The sequence below is a fragment of the Paenibacillus psychroresistens genome (genome assembly GCF_009728935.1).
Lineage (GTDB): Bacteria > Bacillota > Bacilli > Paenibacillales > NBRC-103111 > Paenibacillus_AC > Paenibacillus_AC psychroresistens.
On record NZ_CP034235.1, the window covers coordinates 5117308 to 5136471 of the forward strand.

Below are 19164 nucleotides of genomic sequence, written 5' to 3' on the forward strand. Positions count from 1 at the left end.
CAATGCCCTTTATTCCACTATACCGGATTTCATTAAATTAACGTTCACATGAACTTCAAATTTGATATTTGGATATTCGACTTCGTAAAATTCCTTCTCGTTCCAAACCTTGCTATGTGCTCTAACCAAATCTCCTACTCCCAGAGGGTCTACGTTGTTCTTTACAAATTTATTTAGAAGCGCTAAGAGCTTATTTCGCACTTGCTTTTCCAATTGCATAATCAAAAGACGATCATTTCCTGTTTTTCTTAAATTTGCCCATTTCGGATAATCCTTAATCATCCCATTCATTGTAATGTTGTAGATTACCTTAGGTGCCCGTGCGGATTTTGACAGCGCTTGGGATTTCTTTCCGCCTAGACTGTTGAATACAGCCGTCCCTTCGTTCTGCCCTAACATGATTGTAAATGGCACATTCCCTCGTAAAAGATGACCTTGAAGCATTTTATACATCGCTACTTCTTCCTGATTAATAATTAATTTCAAACGATCATCCTTAAAAATGGCTTGCCCTGTTATGACAATTTTCCCTTTTTGATTTAATTTTAAATAGGGAACCGACGGATCTCTCCCTTCTCCATAATAGTCAAACAATAAAGTGTGCAAATTGGATTCGGGGATTGCTCCTGATCGAATATTATGTTCTATCGTATAATTCGGCAGGTTTTCGCTTTTTAAATCCACTAAGCTTTCCAGCATAGATGAAGCTGCTCCATCAGAAATAGCAACAATCATGTAGTGGCTTATCAGGGGATCTTTGCAAATAGATTCAATAAAGAGAGTTATACCTTCTTCCGCTAACTGTTTATTAATAATAAGTAACTTCAGCTTGGAGATCGCAACGGGCTGTGAGGATTGATTGTTCATCTCATCCAGCAGCAGCGAGGGCTTCTTAGCATTGCCCTGCAGGAGAGCTGTTCTCCCTGCATGGTTAAAATCAGAATAAAGACCTGTTTCTTTGAACCCGGCGTCATTCTTGTCCAATCCCAGTATCGTAACAATATTAATATGATCTACGATCCTTTCGCTGCTGCAGCTCGTCAGAGCCAGAGCAATCATCAATACACAAGGAATCCAGCGTTTTCGCTTATCGCTGCTAGTCATTATTAATATCCTCCTTGTCTGGTTTGTAACGTTTTTGTGAAAGAGGTTTTAGAAACTTATTTCGATTTGCTGTGTAGAGGTAAGATAACCGAACTAAGCTATCTGCAAAATGACCGGTTCGAAAAGGGAATATAGGAACCATATAGGGAGTACCTAGCGATTTCAACCTCAATAAATGCCCTAAGAGCAAAAAGAAGCCAACAGCAATTCCAAAACCACCCCAAAAAGCCGCAAGTAGGATAAAAGGGAATCGCAGGAGACGGATGGTGTTCGCCATATTATAGATGGGAGTTGTGAAAGAGGAGAGTGCCGACAAGGCAACAATGATTAGTAAAATTGAGCTGGTGAACGCTGCTTGAACCGATGCTTGACCGATTACAATCCCACCTACGATTCCTAATGTTTGTCCAATTTTTGCAGGTAATCGAGCGCCTGCTTCCCGTAAAAGCTCAATCGTAATTTCCAAAATGATGACTTCGATTACAGGAGGAAACGGGACATGAATGCGCGAATTAATGAGTGGTTGAAGCAAACTCTCAGGTATGACTTCAAAATGATAGGTGAGTACCGCAACATAAATGGGAGACGCAAAGATAGAGAATAACACACTCATAATCCGGATAACACGAAAAAAAGATCCCAATATCCAGGGAAGATAATAATCCTCAGCGGAAATAAAAAAATCCAACAGAGTCGATGGTGCTGTAATAGCATAGGGTGAACCATCTGAGATAACAGCCACTTGCCCTGACAAGATGGAAAATATTACACGATCTACTCTTTCCGTAGTTAATAAAAGTGGGAAAGGCGTGTTAGAATGATCAGTAATAATCTGAGCCAGCTGCGAGCTGTCAAAAACCACATCGAAATCAATAGATTTAAGTCGCTGCTGCATCGTTTCGATATGCCGGGGATTAGTAGTTCCATCTAAATAGGCAATAACAACCTTCGTGTTGGATAAAGTGCCCAGCGTTATTTCTTCAAGGATTAATGCAGGAGTGTTAATTTGCTGTCGCAATAAATGAATATTGACCTCAATGTTCTCTACTAAGCCTATTTTTGGTCCAATCACGCTAAATTCATTCTCTGTGTCATTGTTCTTGCGATGGCCCAAAGCAGCATGATTAATATTAACCACGAGAAAATTCAGGTCATCATCCTCAAACTGAATGATGACATAACCCTTCATCAGCTTTTTTACAACTTCCCGGGTATCATCAATTACAGTCACATCATCAAAGGAAATGATCCCTTTTATATCACTCAATTGGTTCAACTGCTCGATATTTTCTTGTATCCCTGGAATGAGATACCGACTGATTTTCTCCGCGTCTACCAAGGATTGATAATAGCTAATTTGAATATGTTGGCCATGCTCAACTGGAGAAAATTGAAGAAAATCAACGGATTTAAGCGCCTGTTGAAAAATATTATTATTGAACATATCCCGAATTTCCTTCTATATTACTTGATTTTTTAACAGTATTATGTCCGGCATGGACAAATCTATGCGCCAAATTAATCAAAGAAGGCATTTGTTGCATAAAAATAGAGCCTAGCTTGGCTAGACTCTAGAATAGTTTATTGAATTGATTTAAGCTTTTTTCTTGAGGTAAAAATAAAAGATCACCCCGTTATGAGTATTAGCCGCCCCATACTCAACTCCATGAAGCTCGAGAATATTCTTCGCGATTGCCAGACCAAGCCCAGTACCTCCTGCGGAACGCTGACGGGAGGAATCACCCCGATAGAAACGGTCCCATACTTTATCCAGTTGCTCCTGCGGGATTCGGGCTCCCTTATTTTCCACACAGACGATCACTTGGTCCACTTCTTCAAGAGCGGTCACGATTATGTTCTGACCGCTAGTCGTATAACGAATTGCATTCGTAATAAAATTAGTAATGACTTGCTCGATGCGAAGCTGATTGGCAACGACCTGCACAGGTGCCAGCTGAATTTGCAAGACCAGCTTTTTTTCGCTGATCTCTTCAGTGAACTGTTCACAGATCGATTCGATTAAGCTGTCAATATAAAACTCATCCATCTTCATCCGATACGTGCCCGATTCGTACTTGGCCAGATCAAGCATATCGACGATCAGCAGGTTCATTTTATCGACTTCTTTATCCATTGCTGCGAAATAGTGATCCTTCTTATGGACAGCCACACCATCCTTCAGTATGGAAATGCAGCTCTTCATAACGCTAAGCGGGGTTTTCAGCTCATGCGAAACGTCGGAGATAAATTCCTTGCGGATGTTCTCCAGCTGCTTCTCCTTCTCAATATCATCCTGAAGCTTTTTGATATGAGAATGCAATGAATCCGAAAGGGAGATGACATTCCGCGAAAGGTCGCCAATCTCGTCCTTGGATTTAAACGGAATCGCAGCTGAGAAGTCCAGTCCGGCAAGCTTCTTCGTCATTTGGTTGACTCGCAGCAGCGGCCTTGCGATTGTGATCGAATAATAAAAGGAAGCAAGCAAAACAAGAACCATTACGAACACTACGATATAAACATAATAATTCTGAACCATTTGTACAGCTTCATCGACAGGCTGCAGCGAGGCCATCGCGAATAGATAAGAATTGGCACCGTTGGGATCGCGCATCGGTTGAATGAACAGCTTGTATTTGACGTTTGACTGCTCGTAATCCTGCACTTGAAGAAAACCGCTATTATTTTTCTTTTCGTTCAATAATAAATCCATCTGAAAAACGTTAATTCTGTCAAGAAGCAGAGGATTTGTTTGGACCAGACTCGATGCATCGTTTAAGGCTTGTAAGCGAACCTTGGTAATTTCACCATAGAAATATTCGTAAGGAAGATAAAGCGGCCTCTTATCGGTGATGTTTTTGTCTTGTTTTAGCTTGCGTATGGCCTCTCCTTCCATTTCATCATAATTCTTTTTCAAGAGTTCATTGTTGAATGTTTTGCCATCCTCATCCGGGGCTCCTGCAATGATTATTGCCGGAAATAATGCCGTCCCTTTGCGAATACCATAAATCCGAACAGATGTTTTCACGGTGAGGTAATTTTCGGCATCTGCTGCCTCTTCTGCCCCCACGGCATTGTACAGGGGCACTTTATAGGGCATAGTTGTATTAGTATTATCGTCCAAGACGTTAACTTCCAAGTAAAAGTCGTTCGCTTGCTTTAAGCTGCCATACTGATCCAGAACCGTCAGCAACGAGCTATGATCCCGATAGAAATCTTGCTCTAGCCTCTGAACTGTCTGAACGTCGCCATTGCCGGCTTCGTATTGTGCCTGATAGGTTTCGAGGCTGTCCTTAATCTCAGCCACTTTTTGCTTCACATAATAATCCTTGAAAAATACCGTTTGGCCGACATAAATAGACGCCAATATGAGCGAGCACAGCACCGTTGTCAGCAAAAACAGCTTCAATACGATCCGGCTTTTCATAGATTGGCCTCAAATTTATAACCGGTCCTAACAATGGTTGTGATTAGCTTCGCCTTGTCGCCTAATTTGAATCTAATATTGCGAATATGGGTATTGACTGTACGATCGTCGCCAACGTATTCGTACCCCCAAATTTTGCTGATAATTTGTTCCCGGGATACCACGATGCCTTGGTTATACATCAAGTAAGCAGGATCTCGAATTCCGTATGCGTTAAGCTTATTCTGCCTCCATCGCTTTCGACCGTTCGCGAGGGAAAATGAATGCGGATGCCATGCTGCATGATCGAATCGCCTGAATCAGACGTTTTGCTTTGGCGTGAACGGCTGTCGAGCAGCCGCTTCGCTCTGGCCAATAGGACAGGGGGGCTATATGGTTTCGTGACATAATCGTCAGCTCCCATTTCGAATCCAAGCAGCGTGTCGTCTTCATCCACACGGGCAGTTAGCATAATAATAGGAACATCGGAGGTCTTGCGAATGCGCCGGCAAACACTCCATCCGTCCAGCTTCGGCAGCATGATGTCAAGAATAATCAGATCCACCTTGTTGCTCTGAAACAGATTTATGGCTTGATCGCCGTCGTCCGCTTCGAGAACCTCGAACCCCTCGTTCAGAAAATAATCTTTGACAATTTCCCTTAGAATCGGCTCATCCTCAACAACTAGAATTGTCCTGACATCCATACTACAACCTCCACTTCATTTCATCACTTCTTCAATCATAGCAGATATCGGTTTAAAAAGAGAAGCTTGCCAAGCACGTTATTAAGGATGAAGCATTCTAATCTGGGTGCCGTCCTGCAGCGGCTCGCTGCTTTCCACAATGATTTGCTGATCGTCGAAAAAACTTTCGGCAACCGCGGTTTTCATAGCGTTGGCAGCCGTAATGGTGACGGATACCTTGGATGCATAGCTGACATTGCCTAGTGGCCCATGTTTATCGGCCACAACAAACACGTAAGCTCCATCCTTTTCAATATGGACCGCTTTGGTCGAAATGATAATCGTTTTGTCGTTCCCTGCGCCTATTAGATTGACCTGTACCCATTCGCCGCCTTGGAGCAACTCGTCATGAAGGTTAACAAGCAAACGGTTTGTCGTCTGCAACGGGTCTCCTTCCTGAACGTCATCACCGGACTTGGCGCTCTGATCAGGCGCGTCGGACTCTTCTATTTTAATAATCCTGCCTTGAATGGAACGGCTTTCCTTGTTGAAAATCGTCACTTCTAAAGGATCCCCTATAGCCAGCGTTGCGGCTATGTCGACCGGGACTTGCAGTTCGAATTGAAGCCCTTTTTCGGCATTCGCGAGCCGGATATCCGCGGCTCCGGTATTTGAGGCTAGGCCTTCTACAGCGTTAACTTCCTTGACAATGCCAGCAAACGGCGCTTTAAGCTCTTGTTTGCCCGCTATCTGGCTCTGCAGCGTTTGAACTCGTTTCTCTTGCGCGGAAACATCCATATTCGCGCTTTCCAACGCCATTTGGGCAGCATTCTGTGCATGTGGGTCTGCATTATGCGATGCTTCAATGTAGGCATATTGCAGGCTTTTCAGCGGAAGCTTTAGTCTTTTCAGCATGTCCCGTTCTGCCTCAACCTGCTGCTCTGCCTCGCTAATATCGTACTGGACAAGAATTTGTCCTTTCTTGACCAGCTCCCCCTCCTTCACCAACACTTTAGTTATGTTTGTTCCAGCCGGATTGGACAAATCTACTTCCATCACGGGCTCAAGCATCGCGGTGCCTTTAAACTCCCGGTCAAGAGTGCCGGAGCTCGGAGTTTCCGTCGTCACCTTCGGCAGTGTAAGCCCAAGCAGTGTGTTACTGAACAACGTACAAAGGATGAGCAAGCCAAAAAACAAGCCTGCAATCAGGCGAATATTTCGCTTCCGTGTTTCCCGGTTAATGTTGTTTTCTGAAGCTTCCATTTCATCACTCCTGCTATTAAACTACCCCTTAATTCCCGAATGCTGAATACCTTCGATCAAATAAGTTTCGGCGTGCAGAAACAGTAATACCATCGGGGACATATACAGGACAGAAGCAGCAAAGACAACGTCGGGCTCTTGTTGGTTGATCTGCAGCAAATAAAGCGACAACGGCTGTTTGAACTCATCCTCTAGGAAAATGAGCGGCTGCTCGACCATATTCCAATAGTCGACGAACAGCAGAACCGTCAACGCGGCCAAGCCGGGCTTGACCAAAGGCAAGATGACCCGGATGAAAATAACGGCATGTCCCGCGCCGTCCATTTTCGCTGCTTCCATATAGGCACTCGGAATTTGCGTCATGAATTGGCGAAGCATAAATACACCAAAGGCACCGAAAACACCCGGAAGAATAATGGCTGCTGACGTGTTGAGGAGTCCCAATCCATCAATGATTATATAGTTGGGAACCAATGTGACCTGAAAGGGCATAAGCATTGTCATCAAATAGATCAGGAACATTAATTCCCGTCCCTTGAATCGAAGCTTGGCAAAGGCGTAAGCGGCCAGTGAAGCGATCAGCGTCTGTCCGGCGATGATCGGGAAGACCAAGCCTACCGAGTTCCAGAACATCTTGAGGAATCTTGGGGTTGTGATCAACAGCTTCTTGTATTGGGCGAAGGTCACCCAGTCGGGGATCACCTTCAGGTTGACGAAGGCGTCTTTGTTGTTCGACGCGGCGTCTGTCATCTTGCCGATCAATCCATAGTTCATGCTCATTTCGTTTGGGGTCATGAGCGAGTTCGTAATCGTAAGTACAAGCGGAATCACTATAATCACAGCCAAAGCAGCGACAAGCAATGAAAGAGCAATCCTGGGAAGCGGCCGTATTTTATTCATAAGCTCCTCCCCCCAATTATTCTAAATTGTCTTGAAATCTGCGCTCAAACCGCAATAGGACGGATACCAGTATGACAATACAGCCGACCATGAGCGAGGCTGCGGCAGATAGCTTCTGAATATCCAGTGAGAAAAACATATTGTTCATATAGTGCTGCATCATATAGATGCGGTCATACGGATAGTCGCCCGCAAGCATATACGTTTCACGGAACACTTTAAACGAATTAATAATCGAAATCAGGATGACGAAAAACATCGTTGGTATCAAGTAAACGAGTGTAATGCCGAACAGCTGGCGAAGGCGGCTTGCCCCTTCAATTCGTGCCGTTTCGTAATAGCTTTGCGGGATCGTCTGAAGTCCCGCCAGAAAGAGAATCATGTTATAGCCGATATTTTTCCAGATATAGATCAATACGAGAACCGCCATAGACCAATTCGAGTTCATCCAATCGATTCGCAGCAAACCGATAGTATGCAGAATGGCGTTCAAGCTGCCGTTCCAGTCAACGAAAATTTGCCAGATCGTCACGATTGAGGCGACCGGAACAACAAGCGGCAGCACAAAGGAGGTTTGCAGCCAATTCCGCAGCCAAAGACGCTGATTGAGCAGCAGTGCCAAAACCAAGGAAAGCACCATCAGAATCGGAACACTGATCCCGGTGAAGAGCAGCGTGTTGGCTGCCGCCTTCCGAAAGGAACTGCTCAACAGCAGCTCCTTGTAATTGGCGAAACCAACAAACTTTCCGCCTATTACACGATCGGTAAACGAGTAATAAATGCTTATTGCAAACGGGACAGCATAGAAAAGGGCAAAGCCAAGCAGGCTGGGGGCCAGAAACATCATGGCCGCCGCTCCGTCTTTTCGCAGCCAAGCGGATAAACGAAGCCTATTCATTGAGATACGTCATTGCTTTGTTCTGAATGGTATCTGCCACGACCTGGGCGGACTTTTGCCCGCTGAAGAAGGCTGGAACCTCCTTAAAGAAAATGATCTCAATTTCGCCAGGCATTCTTGTTTTCGGCGTTTTTGCATTTGAAATAAAAGCTTCTATCTGTTGGAGATCCTCCTGTTTGAGCTTGCCATCTTTCATTGTTTCTGCCGCACGCGCTTCAAAAACGGTTTTGGAAATGGGTAACGAATTGTACCAGCCCAGGTTCCCTTCCAGCTCCTTGTCCGTTAAACTCCCTTCGCCTGACATCAGGAATTTCAGGAAATCCCATGCTTCCGGTTTTAAAGAGGTGTTGGCATTGATGCCGATATTTAAAAACGTCGAGAAGTATCCTCCAGGTTGTTGTCCTTCGGCCTTTGGTAATTCATACAGCTTCAGCTTGCTGATCTTGCTGTTCTCTAAATAGTCTAAAAAATTGCTAAGTGAATATAAGTCACCCTGCTGAAAATACACTTTCTCGTAATTTTTAGGGTCCAAGGTTAATGTTTTGTCCGCTTCCATGGTTTTTATTTGCTCCATCAATTTGATAAAGCGATCCGTATCGAAATAAGCTTTCTTGTTAACCTTATCCACTAATTGAGAGAAGTTTGCATTCACCATTTCGTATAGAAGATTCTGCTCCGTTTTAGCGAAGTAAGGGAAATTGTACTTGTCAGTTGGAGGCAGGTTTTTCATAGTCTTGCTGAATTGATCCCAGGTCCAGCTTTTGTCGTCGAATGCCACTCCCGACTTGTCCAATGCCTCTTCGTCACCTATCAAACCTGACAAATAAAAAGATAAAGGCATGGTGTAGACGCCGCCGTCTTTCTCCTTTATGTTGGAAATGATATTCTGGTAATATTGCTCTTTCTGGAAGCTTGGATCGCTGTCCATCATTTCTCCCAGATTCACGAGCAGCTTGTTGCCTACATATTTAGTTTCAGGCAAGTCGTCCATGACGACCAGATCTGGACCCTTGCCCCTCAAGAAATCCGCATTCGTTTTCGTATTGAATTTCTCCACCAATGTGCCCGCCGGGTCAAATTCTTTGGCCACATATTGAAAATCAATTTTAATGTTTGGGTGTTTCTGTTCATAAGCTTTCGTAGCATCCTCCAAGTAGGGATCATAGGCATACATTGCAAAAACAAGCGTGCTTTTTTTGTTGGGATCTGGTGTCGCCATTGGGGGCAATGCAGCTGTTGACTGCGGGGCTGAAGAAGATTCAGTAGTTGGCGTAGAATCGGACGTGTTCTCTCCGCTTGTCATTGGGCTCGATGCCGTGCCGCTGCTTTCACTGGTGCAAGCGGCGACAGACATCATAAGTGTACAGAAAATGATCAACAAAATGATTTTTTTCATTTGCTCTCTTCCTCTCTAGTTTCTCTGGATTACATAGTTAGCTTAATGTAAGCAGATCAAGAAGAGATGGAGTGGAGATCAAGATTAAATGAAGATTTGGGATAGCATGAAAATTGCGGGAAGCTTAAGAATTTGAGCAAGTAAACATCCATAACCAAACATGGAATCAAGGATGAAGTAATCAAAATTTGATTGGAATATATATATATCCATTTCCATTGCAGACTTATCCGCAACACTTTCAATGTATTTCATCGTATACCTCCATATCAGCTAGTTTCCCTATTAGTTTATCATTTACGAAGCTCATCTTCTTGACGATTTCTGCTGCATAATAAAACAGTCCCCCAGGTCTAGTTCAGACTTGGGAGACTGTTATTTTCTTACTTGACTCAATTAAACCTTCAAAACGCCGCCTGTGCTGGCTGATGTGACAAGCTTAGAGTAACGGGCCAAATAACCTGTTTTGATCTTGGACTCGAAGCCCTTCCAATTCGCTTTACGCTTGATCATTTCCGCTTCGCTGATTTTCAATTCAATCGTGCGGTTGATAAGATCAAGCTCGATTATATCGCCGTTTTCGACGAATGCAATCGGTCCGCCTTCCGCTGCTTCAGGTGAAATGTGGCCAATGCTAATGCCGCGAGATGCGCCCGAGAAACGGCCATCCGTGATTAATCCGACTTTAGCGCCTAAACCCATTCCTACGATTAATGAAGTTGGTGACAGCATTTCCGGCATACCCGGTCCACCTTTTGGCCCTTCATAACGGATGACAACGACATGGCCTTCTTTTACTTTACCATTGGCAATACCAATCAATGATTCCTCTTGGGATTCGAAGACGATAGCCGGACCACTAAAGAAACCGCCTACTTCTTTATCTACCGCGCCAACTTTAATAATACTGCCTTGTGGTGCTAAGTTGCCGAATAATACAGCAAGTCCGCCCTGCTGACTATGAGGGTTATCCAGAGATCGGATGACATTCGTATTTATTATTTCACAGCCTGCTACATTTTCACGCAAGGATTTGCCTGTTACAGTAATACAATCGCCATTCAGTGCGCCTGGTTTTTTCAATAATTCATTGATAATTGCGCTTACGCCACCAGCATTATGCACATCTTCAATGTGATAATCAGACGCTGGTGCGATTTTGGCTAGATGTGGAACACGCGTGGCGACTTCGTTGATGCGTTCGATCGGGTACTCAAAGCCTGCTTCATGCGCTAACGCAAGTGTATGCAATACTGTATTAGTCGAACCGCCCATTGCCATATCTAAGGCAAACGCGTTGTCGATTGCTTCTATTGTAACAATGTCACGCGGTTTAATATCCAACTTAATTAATTCCATTAATTGTGTTGCGGAGCGTTTAACGAATTCTTTACGCTCTTCTGCAACCGCAAGAATAGTTCCGTTACCCGGCAGTGCAAGACCCAAGCCTTCAGCCAAGCAATTCATCGAGTTAGCTGTAAACATGCCCGAGCAAGATCCGCAGGTAGGACAACCATATTGTTCAAGCTCTTCGAGAGCTTCATCTGTAATTTTACCCGCCTGATGCGCGCCAACACCTTCAAATACCGAAGATAATGAGATCGATTTACCGTTCTTGTCTTTACCTGCTTTCATCGGTCCTCCGCTCACAAAAACGGTTGGTATGTTGACACGAAGTGCACCCATCATCATACCTGGCGTGATTTTATCACAGTTTGGGATACAGACCATCCCGTCAAACCAATGCGCTGCAATCATTGTCTCAACAGAATCTGCAATAATTTCACGGCTTGGCAGTGAATAACGCATCCCGATATGCCCCATCGCAATTCCATCATCGACACCTATTGTATTGAACTCGAATGGCACGCCACCCGCTTCACGAATGGCTTCTTTAACAATTTTACCGAACTCCTGCAAATGAACATGACCTGGAACAATATCAACATACGAGTTACATACGGCAATAAACGGTTTGCCGAAATCCTCTTCCTTAACACCTGCTGCACGCAGCAAGCTGCGATGCGGGGCACGGTCAAAACCTTTTTTAATCATATCACTTCTCATTTTCATTCTTATCATCCTTTCGAAATTAGATCAACGAGTATAATTCATGCATAGGTCTTATTAAGTTTTGTTTCATCGTGGCCGATGCTGCTTCTGCATCTTGCTTTTCCAAGGCTATAATTATGGATGCATGCTCTTCCACCGAGACTAGTGTTCCTGAAACTGGCTGCTTTAAAAAAACATATTTAAACCTTCTAATGTGAATTTGCAGCGAAGCGCTGAATGATGCAACGTACGCGTTATCCGATACCTCAACAATAAGATTATGGAATTGCTCATCCAGCTCCATCGCTTGATAGGGCTGGCCATTTTCGATAGCTTTAGCAAACTGAGCATTTAGCTCCTTTAAAGTTTCAATCTGTGCAGGCAAAATAACCTTGGCTGCATATTCTGCTGCTAATGCATGGAGCGCTGCAAGCGTAGGATACATTTTCAGAATATCGTCCTTCTCGATGCTCGTAACCTTCGTTTCTTTGCCGGGATACATGGAAACCAAGCCTTGCATCTCCAAAAGCTGAAAAGCCTCCCTTATTGGCGTTCTACTAAGAGAAAGAGACTCAGCTAGTTCAGCATCAATTAATTTTTCGCCTGGTTGCAGGGTACCTTCAATAATCCATCTCTGGATTTGGGATAACGCTTGCTCCTTGGCAGACATCCTAATCGGTGTCGAAAAATTCTTTGGTACGGGCATGGATAATAACCTCCTTATCATCAACTACGTTGTATGCAATATATCGCATATATATATTAAATGCAAGAATAAATTAATTACATAAAATACGAACCCTCCGAAATAAAAGCAGCGTTTACCTTAGCACCAATTTTTCAAAAATAAAAAATCCCAATAATGAGAAAGCTCATTATTGGGATTCTATCTTATTAGCCTTTATTGTTCATTACTATTCTACGGGCTCACAGCCTGAAGTGGTTAAGTCTGGATTTACAAGGACCTCGTAATAATTGTCAATTTTATAATCAATAATCCTTTGTGTTTCTAGCAAGCGGTCAATCTCGTTCTGAATTCTATTCTTGTGTTCGATTAGAATGGAGACTCTCTGAGGGAGTGAGGCTTCTCCCCTTTCATAAAGCTTACGGAAATGCTTCATTTCTTCCAGTGTCATCCCGGTTGCTTTAAGTCTCGTTAAAAAGACCATCCCTTCCAATTGATGTTTACTGTATGTTCTGTGTCCGCTTGCTTTGCGGTCGGCATAGGGAAGCAAACCAATTTTCTCGTAATAGCGGATCGTATCTTCTGACAGACCTGTGAATTCAGCCGCCTGTTTAATTGAGCTTATGGTTTCAGCAATGTCGATCACTTTACCACACCTCCTAATGTATTACCATTGTATCACTCCATTTTCATCAAAGAAACCGCCGTTCGGACCATCGCCCAGAAGGGTGGCAAGTTTCACGACAATAGAAGCGCCCTGCTCAACGGTACGATAACCCGTATGCCCATTCAAATCCGTAGCTGTGAACCCTGGATCAGCTGAGTTTATCTTGATCGGCGTCTCTCTTAATTCTTTGGCAAACAAGACAGTCAGTGCATTGACAGCCGTTTTCGAACTCATGTAGGCTAGCAAATTTACTCCGTATTTTTCTGAATCGGATTCGGGGTCAATATTCAAGGTCAAGGAAGCCAAGCCACTTGAAAGATTTACAATTCTGCCAGCAGGCGATTTTTTAATCAAAGGGAGCATTGCCTTAGTGACAGAAAACATGCCGAAAACATTGGTCTCATAAGTATTCCTAAGAACGGTCAATTCCAGTTGACTCGGAGGAAGGCCTCTGTCCAAGTTAACACCAGCGTTATTAATCAGAACATCAAGCGCACCATACTGAGCTTCAATTCGTTTCGTGGCAGATTGGATTGTATCCAAATCTGTAACATCAAGCGTTATTGCCTCAGCATTTATGTTCTCATTCTTCAGCGAAGCTGCGGCTTCATGCCCTTTAGATTGATCTCTTGAACCGATCAAAATTATGAAGCCCAGCTTGCCCAATTGTCTGGCACTCTCGAACCCTATGCCTTTATTCCCACCCGTTATCAAAACAGTCTTCGATGTGTTCATAATTACGCCTCCTAGAGATAGAATTTACTTGCTGAAGATCATGTTACAACTTGGAGTACACTCCAAGTCAAGAACAAAATTACTGGTGGCATTTCAAAAAAAAGCAGTCTAAAACTTAAAAATAAAGTTTTAGACTGCCATTATTCTGTTACTCTTTCCTGTCTAATTCTGTTTACATAACTACGTCTCGAACCGCTTGTTTGTTTTTGAACTGACGGTATGCTGCAGAAATACACATTAAAACTCCTGTTGTGACAAAGACACCCACTGGAAAACCCCAGCTCCCCCATTCTGTGAATATAAGTGGCATCAACGAGACACCAAATGCAACAGGAACAGGAGCTTTAAACAAATTACAAAGAATGGTTGTAATCAAAATATTTACGACACCAACCCAAATGATAGAACCTCCGAACAAGTGAAAGACTGCTACTGAAAAAATAGCCGTTGTCGTCAATACCGCTAATCGTGATGGAATCAAGCTCCAATTAAATTTTTCAGTATGAAAGAGTTCGAAAATGAGGGCAAATACAGGTGGAACCACTAAAACTTCTAGCTTTGTTGCGAATGCCAGCCAAATCCACAGGCTTAAAACAATGGTTATGATAACCGTATCCCGTTTCTTTCGAAAATTCAGCGGACCAACAGACAACTTTTCTGGATTTCTTAATCTAAAAGCAGCCAACATAATCACAAATGTAAAGACAGCAGTTGAGATTGCAAAAATATAGTCATGTAGACCTAAAAAGATCGGCAGCAATGTAGCAGGAATCGTTGGTCCAAAATTGATCCGAAATACATGCATTAGAATGACAACAATCACAAGACCAAGCCATATTTTCACCAGAGGCGATAGAGATAAGTCGTTCAAAGAAGTACCAAGGAATGCCCCTAATGTTGGGGAAACCCAGAGGTGAACTGGCTTCTTTATCCAATGCGGCACTGGAAACACCAAAACCCCCATTGCCATACCAGCAATTTCCGGGAAGAGAATATCCATTTGGTTTAGTGCTACAGCACCGACTAACATGAGAATAACTAAAATATAAGCTGAAATAAAGCCTCTGGATTTTAGGATTTTCCAAATCATTTCAACACGGCTCCTTTTTGAGACCAATTCATTTCTAGCCTTTATTTTTTTACCTTTATTGTTTCTTGACGAATGAATTTCATACACTTAACCAATAATCGTTGTTCATAGAGGAGGGTTAGGTTGATTTTATTAGATGAATATAAAGCATTGAAAATATCTATCGCTAGTAGATATTTTACCTGTATCGTTAATCAAAACATGCCATAGCTGTCACACCGGTTCGACTGATTTCTAAAATTCCATAAGGAACTAATAATTCAATCATTTTCGCTATTTTGATTCTATCGCCTGTTGCCTGTACAATCAGGTTTTCTAAACTAACATCAATAATGAATGCACGGAAAATATTTATAATGCTAAAGATTTCAGGACGTGTATGTGGCAGTACCCTTACTTTGATCAAAACAAGTTCTCGGGCTACCATAGTGTTAGCACTTAAGTCAACAACTGTAACAACATCAATCAATTTGTTCAATTGCTTTTTTACTTGATCAAGAGTTTTGTTATCCCCTGATGTCTCAATAGTCATGCGTGACAAGCCTAGTTCTTCTGATTGTCCAACTGTAATACTCTCAATATTGAAGCCGCGGCGACCAAAAAGCCCCGCCACTCTATGCAATACTCCAGGATGATTGTTTACAAGTAGAGAAATGGTATGGAGTTTCATTCTGCATCCCCCATTATCATTTGATCTATTGCAGAACCTGGAGATACCATTGGATATACATTTTCTTCTTTTCTAACAACGAAATCTATTAAAACAGGGCCGTTTGTCTCCATTGCTTCTTTCCAAACATTCCGTGCTTCTTCTTTATTGGTTGCCCTCAACCCTTTGATCCCATATGCCTCTGCTAACTTCACGAAATCAGGGCTTCCATTTAGATCCATGTGACTGAAACGATTATCATAAATGAGTTCTTGCCACTGCCGAATCATGCCGAGAACTTGATTGTTTATAATAACAACCTTCACAGGAATATTATAAATTGAACAAATTGCTAGCTCCTGAATACACATTTGAATACCACCGTCACCGTTGATAGATATAACCAGCTGCTCCGGGAATGCGACTTGAGCACCAATTGCAGAGGGCAACCCAAACCCCATTGTCCCAAGGCCGCCTGATGTGATATTTGAGCGTGGATGTTTAAATTTGTAAAATTGAGCGACCCACATTTGATGCTGACCTACGTCCGTAGTTACAATTGCCTCACCTCTGGTTGTCTCACTCATCATTTCTATAACGAATTGGGGTTTCAAAGCGGCTTCTGAATCTGTATACCGCAAGGGGTAATTTTTTTTGTTTTCTTGAATTTCTTTTAACCAAGCTTCCGATTTCGCTGGCTTAGCTTGCATGTTGGCAAGATGAAGGACAGTTTTGATATCCCCGACACAGGGTATTGCTGTTTCAAGAATTTTGCCAATCTCTGCTGGATCTATATCGATATGGGCGATAACTTTCGCTTTTGGGGCAAATCCACTGGTTTTCATGGTAACTCTGTCGTCAAAGCGAGCACCAATGCTAATAAGGAGATCACAATTTTGTAAGGCCATATTGGCTGCATACGTTCCATGCATTCCTGGCATCCCCATCCAATATTCATTTCCACTTGGGAATCCACCTAATCCAAGCAGAGTCGTGGTTACAGGGATGCGGGTCTTTTCCACAAATTCTATCAATTCCTGTGAGCCCTCTGAATGGATAATTCCAGCGCCTGCCAATATGACTGGTCTTTCTGCACTCTCAATTGCCAATAATATTTTTTCAATTTGTGAAAGGTTCGGTTGGATTTCAGAATGGTATCCTCTGATGATAGGCGCAGCTTCAGGGTAATAAAATAGGGTCTGTTGACTTGAGATATCCTTGGGTATATCGATCAAAACGGGCCCTTTCCTACCTGTCGATGCTATGTGAAAAGCTTCATGTATTATTTTGGACAACTCTTCCACATTTCGCACTAAATAATTGTGTTTGGTTATTGGCATTGTAATTGAGGTAATATCTGCTTCCTGAAAGGCATCAGTACCAATCAAGGCAGTGGGTACGTTACCTGTTATCACCACCAACGGCACCGAATCCATATATGCAGTAGCAATACCTGTAACTAAATTCGTAGCACCTGGACCTGATGTTGCGAAGCAAACACCAACCTTACCGGAAGCACGGGCATAGCCATCTGCAGCATGAATTGCCCCTTGCTCGTGTCGAGTCATGAGATGTATAAAATCAGGCATTTCAAGTAAAGCGTCATAAATATTGAGTATACTTCCGCCGGGGATCCCAAATACACACTCAACTTGTTCAAGCAGCAGACTTCTTAAAAGTATTTCCGAGCCGGTTACCATGTCTGACTTCAAAAGTTTTGCTCGCAAATCGCTTGTCAATATAGGTGCTCGTTGATTCTTTTCCATTTTGTTCTTCCCCCTATAAAAAAATCCCCTTCACTCCGCAGTAAAACTTTCACTGCGATGTCGGGACGAAAGGGGTATTTCGTGGTACCACCCGGATACACTGGATATCTTACGAATCCAGTCTCATGAGGTCAAGATTCATCTTGATCTCAGCACTTTAACGTGTGCAAAACCGTTTGATCCTACTTCTCGATTCAGGTGCCTAAATCGAGTGCTCAGCCAAAATGCTCCGAGATGACAATAACAAGGGCTTATGGCAAAGGTCACACCGTACCCCCTGCTCTCTGGACATAAGAACCTTGCATTTTATTCTCTTCATCACAACATACATATTTATAATTACGAACTTTTAAAATGATTATTGCTCGTTACAAATATTATGTTATCATGAATTATGGATTCGAGTTATGAAAGTATTCGATGCTTGCTATTTCGATTTGAAATATCACAGGGGGTAGGTATTATGATTGAGTTACTGGAAGGACGATTCTTCAAAACATTTATCGCAGTAGTGGAGGAAAGAAGCTTTAGTCGAGCTGCTGATAAATTAGGTTATGTTCAATCAACTGTAACCAGTCATATCAAGTTGTTAGAGCAAGCATGTGGCCAAAAACTATTTCATCGATTGTCTAGAGGCGTAAACCAACTGAGGCTGGCTTGAAGCTCTCCAAATTTGCTTATCAATTTGTTCAATTGGGGTTATCCGTAGAAGAAGCTATGAACGAATCAAACCAACCGCAAGGAATGGTACGCCTTAGCATGCATGAGTCTTTTTTTGTTACTCGGATGTCTCCGCCAGTACAACAGTTTAAGAATAACTTTCCAAAAGTAAAATTCCGAGTGGAACCAGGGTTTGATCATTTTATTATTGATCAAGTATTGCAGCATGCGGTTGACTTTGGTTTTCTTCCGCGTAATCCGCAACGGGATGACTTCCATTTTCATCCGCTTATTGAAGAAGAGCTGGTATTTATTGGCTCAAATGCATTAACTGAAAAATTTGAATCTAAAGGATTGAGTATATTAAATGAGGAAACCGTACTCAGCTTTGGAAATTCTTGCTTATACCATACTCATGCTCACCAAGTTTTAAAAGAAGCTGGTATAGAAGGTAATAGCGCAATCCAAATTCCAAGCATTGAAATGTTAAAACAAGCTGTAAAATGTGGAATGGGTTTTGCTTTAATTCCTGTGATTGCAGCAAAAAAAGAGCTTGAAAACGGAGAAATCAAAGCGTTGCCTCTTCGTCCAGGGATCTTTTCGTCTCACGGGCTTGTCGTTAATAAAGACAGAGAATTAAGTCTGCCAGCTACCTTGTTCAAATCTCATATATTAGAATATTTTTCGAGTCTAAAACAAATAGTTTAATGAAGGAGTGATCCTATGGCATCTCTTGTGCCGCCTTTCACGTTAGAAACAGCAATTGCAAAAGTTCGAATGGCTGAGGATGGATGGAACAGTCGGGACCCTTATCGTGTTTCGCAAGTCTATACAGAAGACTGCCGTTGGCGCAATCGTGCTGAGTTTCCACAAGGTCGAACAGAAATTATAGCTTTCCTCACTCGAAAATGGGCGAAAGAATTGGAGTATCGACTTATCAAAGAACTTTGGTCATTCACTGATAACCGCATTGCAGTACGTTTTGCCTACGAGTGGCTCGATGATAGTGGGCACTGGTACCGGTCCTATGGGAATGAAAATTGGGAATTTGACCCAAATGGATTGATGCAGCGGCGTTTTGCTTCAATCAATGATATGCCAATTAGCGCTTCCGAACGAAAGTTTCACTGGCCGCTCGGTCGTCGTCCAGATGATCATCCTAGTCTCTCCGATCTTTACCTATGACACGTATAGAGAGCCTTAAAACTCTC

18 protein-coding genes and 1 pseudogene are annotated in these 19164 nt (G+C 42.8%); 3 read left to right on the forward strand and 16 right to left on the reverse strand.

What is annotated here, in order from left to right; translation table 11 throughout:
- Positions 1–9 precede the first annotated feature (9 nt).
- The 16 genes and pseudogenes from EHS13_RS23475 to ilvB all read right to left on the reverse strand — a co-directional run bounded on the left by EHS13_RS23475 (position 10) and on the right by ilvB (position 17293).
- Positions 10–1104, reverse strand: a complete 1095-nt coding sequence (locus tag EHS13_RS23475) for a Ger(x)C family spore germination protein (protein WP_155702721.1) — start codon at positions 1102–1104, stop codon at positions 10–12.
- On the reverse strand, positions 1097–2548 hold the full coding sequence (locus EHS13_RS23480) for a spore germination protein (protein ID WP_155702722.1): 1452 nt from the start codon (positions 2546–2548) through the stop codon (positions 1097–1099). Before EHS13_RS23480 ends, EHS13_RS23475 begins: the two co-directional genes overlap by 8 nt.
- A 150-nt stretch (positions 2549–2698) precedes the next feature.
- Positions 2699–4528 carry a sensor histidine kinase gene (locus tag EHS13_RS23485; protein WP_155702723.1) on the reverse strand — a complete coding sequence of 610 codons (1830 nt, stop codon included), beginning with the start codon at positions 4526–4528 and terminating at the stop codon, positions 2699–2701.
- Positions 4525–5213 (reverse strand): annotated as a pseudogene (locus EHS13_RS23490) (response regulator transcription factor). The gene EHS13_RS23485 and the pseudogene EHS13_RS23490 overlap by 4 nt, the downstream one beginning before the upstream one ends.
- Positions 5214–5294: 81 nt before the next feature.
- A complete protein-coding gene (locus EHS13_RS23495) occupies positions 5295–6455 on the reverse strand; it encodes an efflux RND transporter periplasmic adaptor subunit (RefSeq protein WP_155702724.1) in 1161 nt (386 codons plus the stop codon).
- Positions 6456–6476: 21 nt separating this feature from the next.
- Positions 6477–7355, reverse strand: a complete 879-nt coding sequence (locus EHS13_RS23500) for a carbohydrate ABC transporter permease (RefSeq protein ID WP_155702725.1) — start codon at positions 7353–7355, stop codon at positions 6477–6479.
- A gap of 16 nt (positions 7356–7371) precedes the next feature.
- Positions 7372–8253, reverse strand: a complete 882-nt coding sequence (locus tag EHS13_RS23505; RefSeq protein ID WP_155702726.1) for a carbohydrate ABC transporter permease — start codon at positions 8251–8253, stop codon at positions 7372–7374.
- Complete coding sequence (locus tag EHS13_RS23510; RefSeq protein ID WP_155702727.1) at positions 8246–9649, reverse strand: ABC transporter substrate-binding protein; 1404 nt, start codon at positions 9647–9649, stop codon at positions 8246–8248. Before EHS13_RS23510 ends, EHS13_RS23505 begins: the two co-directional genes overlap by 8 nt.
- Before the next feature lie 84 nt (positions 9650–9733).
- The gene (locus EHS13_RS36275) at positions 9734–9904 is read right to left on the reverse strand and encodes a hypothetical protein (RefSeq protein ID WP_162462903.1); all 171 of its coding nucleotides are present in this window, start codon (positions 9902–9904) and stop codon (positions 9734–9736) included.
- Positions 9905–10045: 141 nt separating this feature from the next.
- Positions 10046–11731 carry a dihydroxy-acid dehydratase gene (gene ilvD / locus EHS13_RS23515; RefSeq protein WP_155702728.1) on the reverse strand — a complete coding sequence of 562 codons (1686 nt, stop codon included), beginning with the start codon at positions 11729–11731 and terminating at the stop codon, positions 10046–10048.
- Positions 11732–11741: 10 nt separating this feature from the next.
- Positions 11742–12407, reverse strand: a complete 666-nt coding sequence (locus tag EHS13_RS23520; protein ID WP_155702729.1) for a GntR family transcriptional regulator — start codon at positions 12405–12407, stop codon at positions 11742–11744.
- 208 nt (positions 12408–12615) lie between these two features.
- Positions 12616–13032, reverse strand: a complete 417-nt coding sequence (locus tag EHS13_RS23525) for a MerR family transcriptional regulator (RefSeq protein WP_155702730.1) — start codon at positions 13030–13032, stop codon at positions 12616–12618.
- 21 nt (positions 13033–13053) lie between these two features.
- Positions 13054–13788, reverse strand: coding sequence for an SDR family oxidoreductase (locus EHS13_RS23530; protein ID WP_155702731.1), 735 nt, complete (start codon positions 13786–13788; stop codon positions 13054–13056).
- 172 nt (positions 13789–13960) lie between these two features.
- Positions 13961–14878 carry a hypothetical protein gene (locus tag EHS13_RS23535; protein ID WP_155702732.1) on the reverse strand — a complete coding sequence of 306 codons (918 nt, stop codon included), beginning with the start codon at positions 14876–14878 and terminating at the stop codon, positions 13961–13963.
- A 190-nt stretch (positions 14879–15068) separates the two neighbouring features.
- A complete protein-coding gene (gene ilvN / locus EHS13_RS23540; RefSeq protein ID WP_155702733.1) occupies positions 15069–15548 on the reverse strand; it encodes an acetolactate synthase small subunit in 480 nt (159 codons plus the stop codon).
- Positions 15545–17293 carry a biosynthetic-type acetolactate synthase large subunit gene (ilvB, locus tag EHS13_RS23545; RefSeq protein WP_155702734.1) on the reverse strand — a complete coding sequence of 583 codons (1749 nt, stop codon included), beginning with the start codon at positions 17291–17293 and terminating at the stop codon, positions 15545–15547. The genes ilvN and ilvB overlap by 4 nt, the downstream gene beginning before the upstream one ends.
- Before the next feature lie 463 nt (positions 17294–17756).
- On the opposite strand from ilvB, the gene EHS13_RS37400 reads away from it, so the two are divergent.
- Genes EHS13_RS37400 through EHS13_RS23560 form a run of 3 tightly spaced genes read left to right on the forward strand, consistent with a single transcriptional unit; the run spans position 17757 to position 19138 of the window.
- Positions 17757–17954, forward strand: coding sequence for a LysR family transcriptional regulator (locus EHS13_RS37400; RefSeq protein WP_155702735.1), 198 nt, complete (start codon positions 17757–17759; stop codon positions 17952–17954).
- The gene (locus EHS13_RS23555; protein WP_155702736.1) at positions 17951–18661 is read left to right on the forward strand and encodes a substrate-binding domain-containing protein; all 711 of its coding nucleotides are present in this window, start codon (positions 17951–17953) and stop codon (positions 18659–18661) included. The genes EHS13_RS37400 and EHS13_RS23555 overlap by 4 nt, the downstream gene beginning before the upstream one ends.
- 15 nt (positions 18662–18676) lie before the next feature.
- On the forward strand, positions 18677–19138 hold the full coding sequence (locus EHS13_RS23560) for a nuclear transport factor 2 family protein (protein WP_155702737.1): 462 nt from the start codon (positions 18677–18679) through the stop codon (positions 19136–19138).
- Positions 19139–19164: the final 26 nt, after the last annotated feature.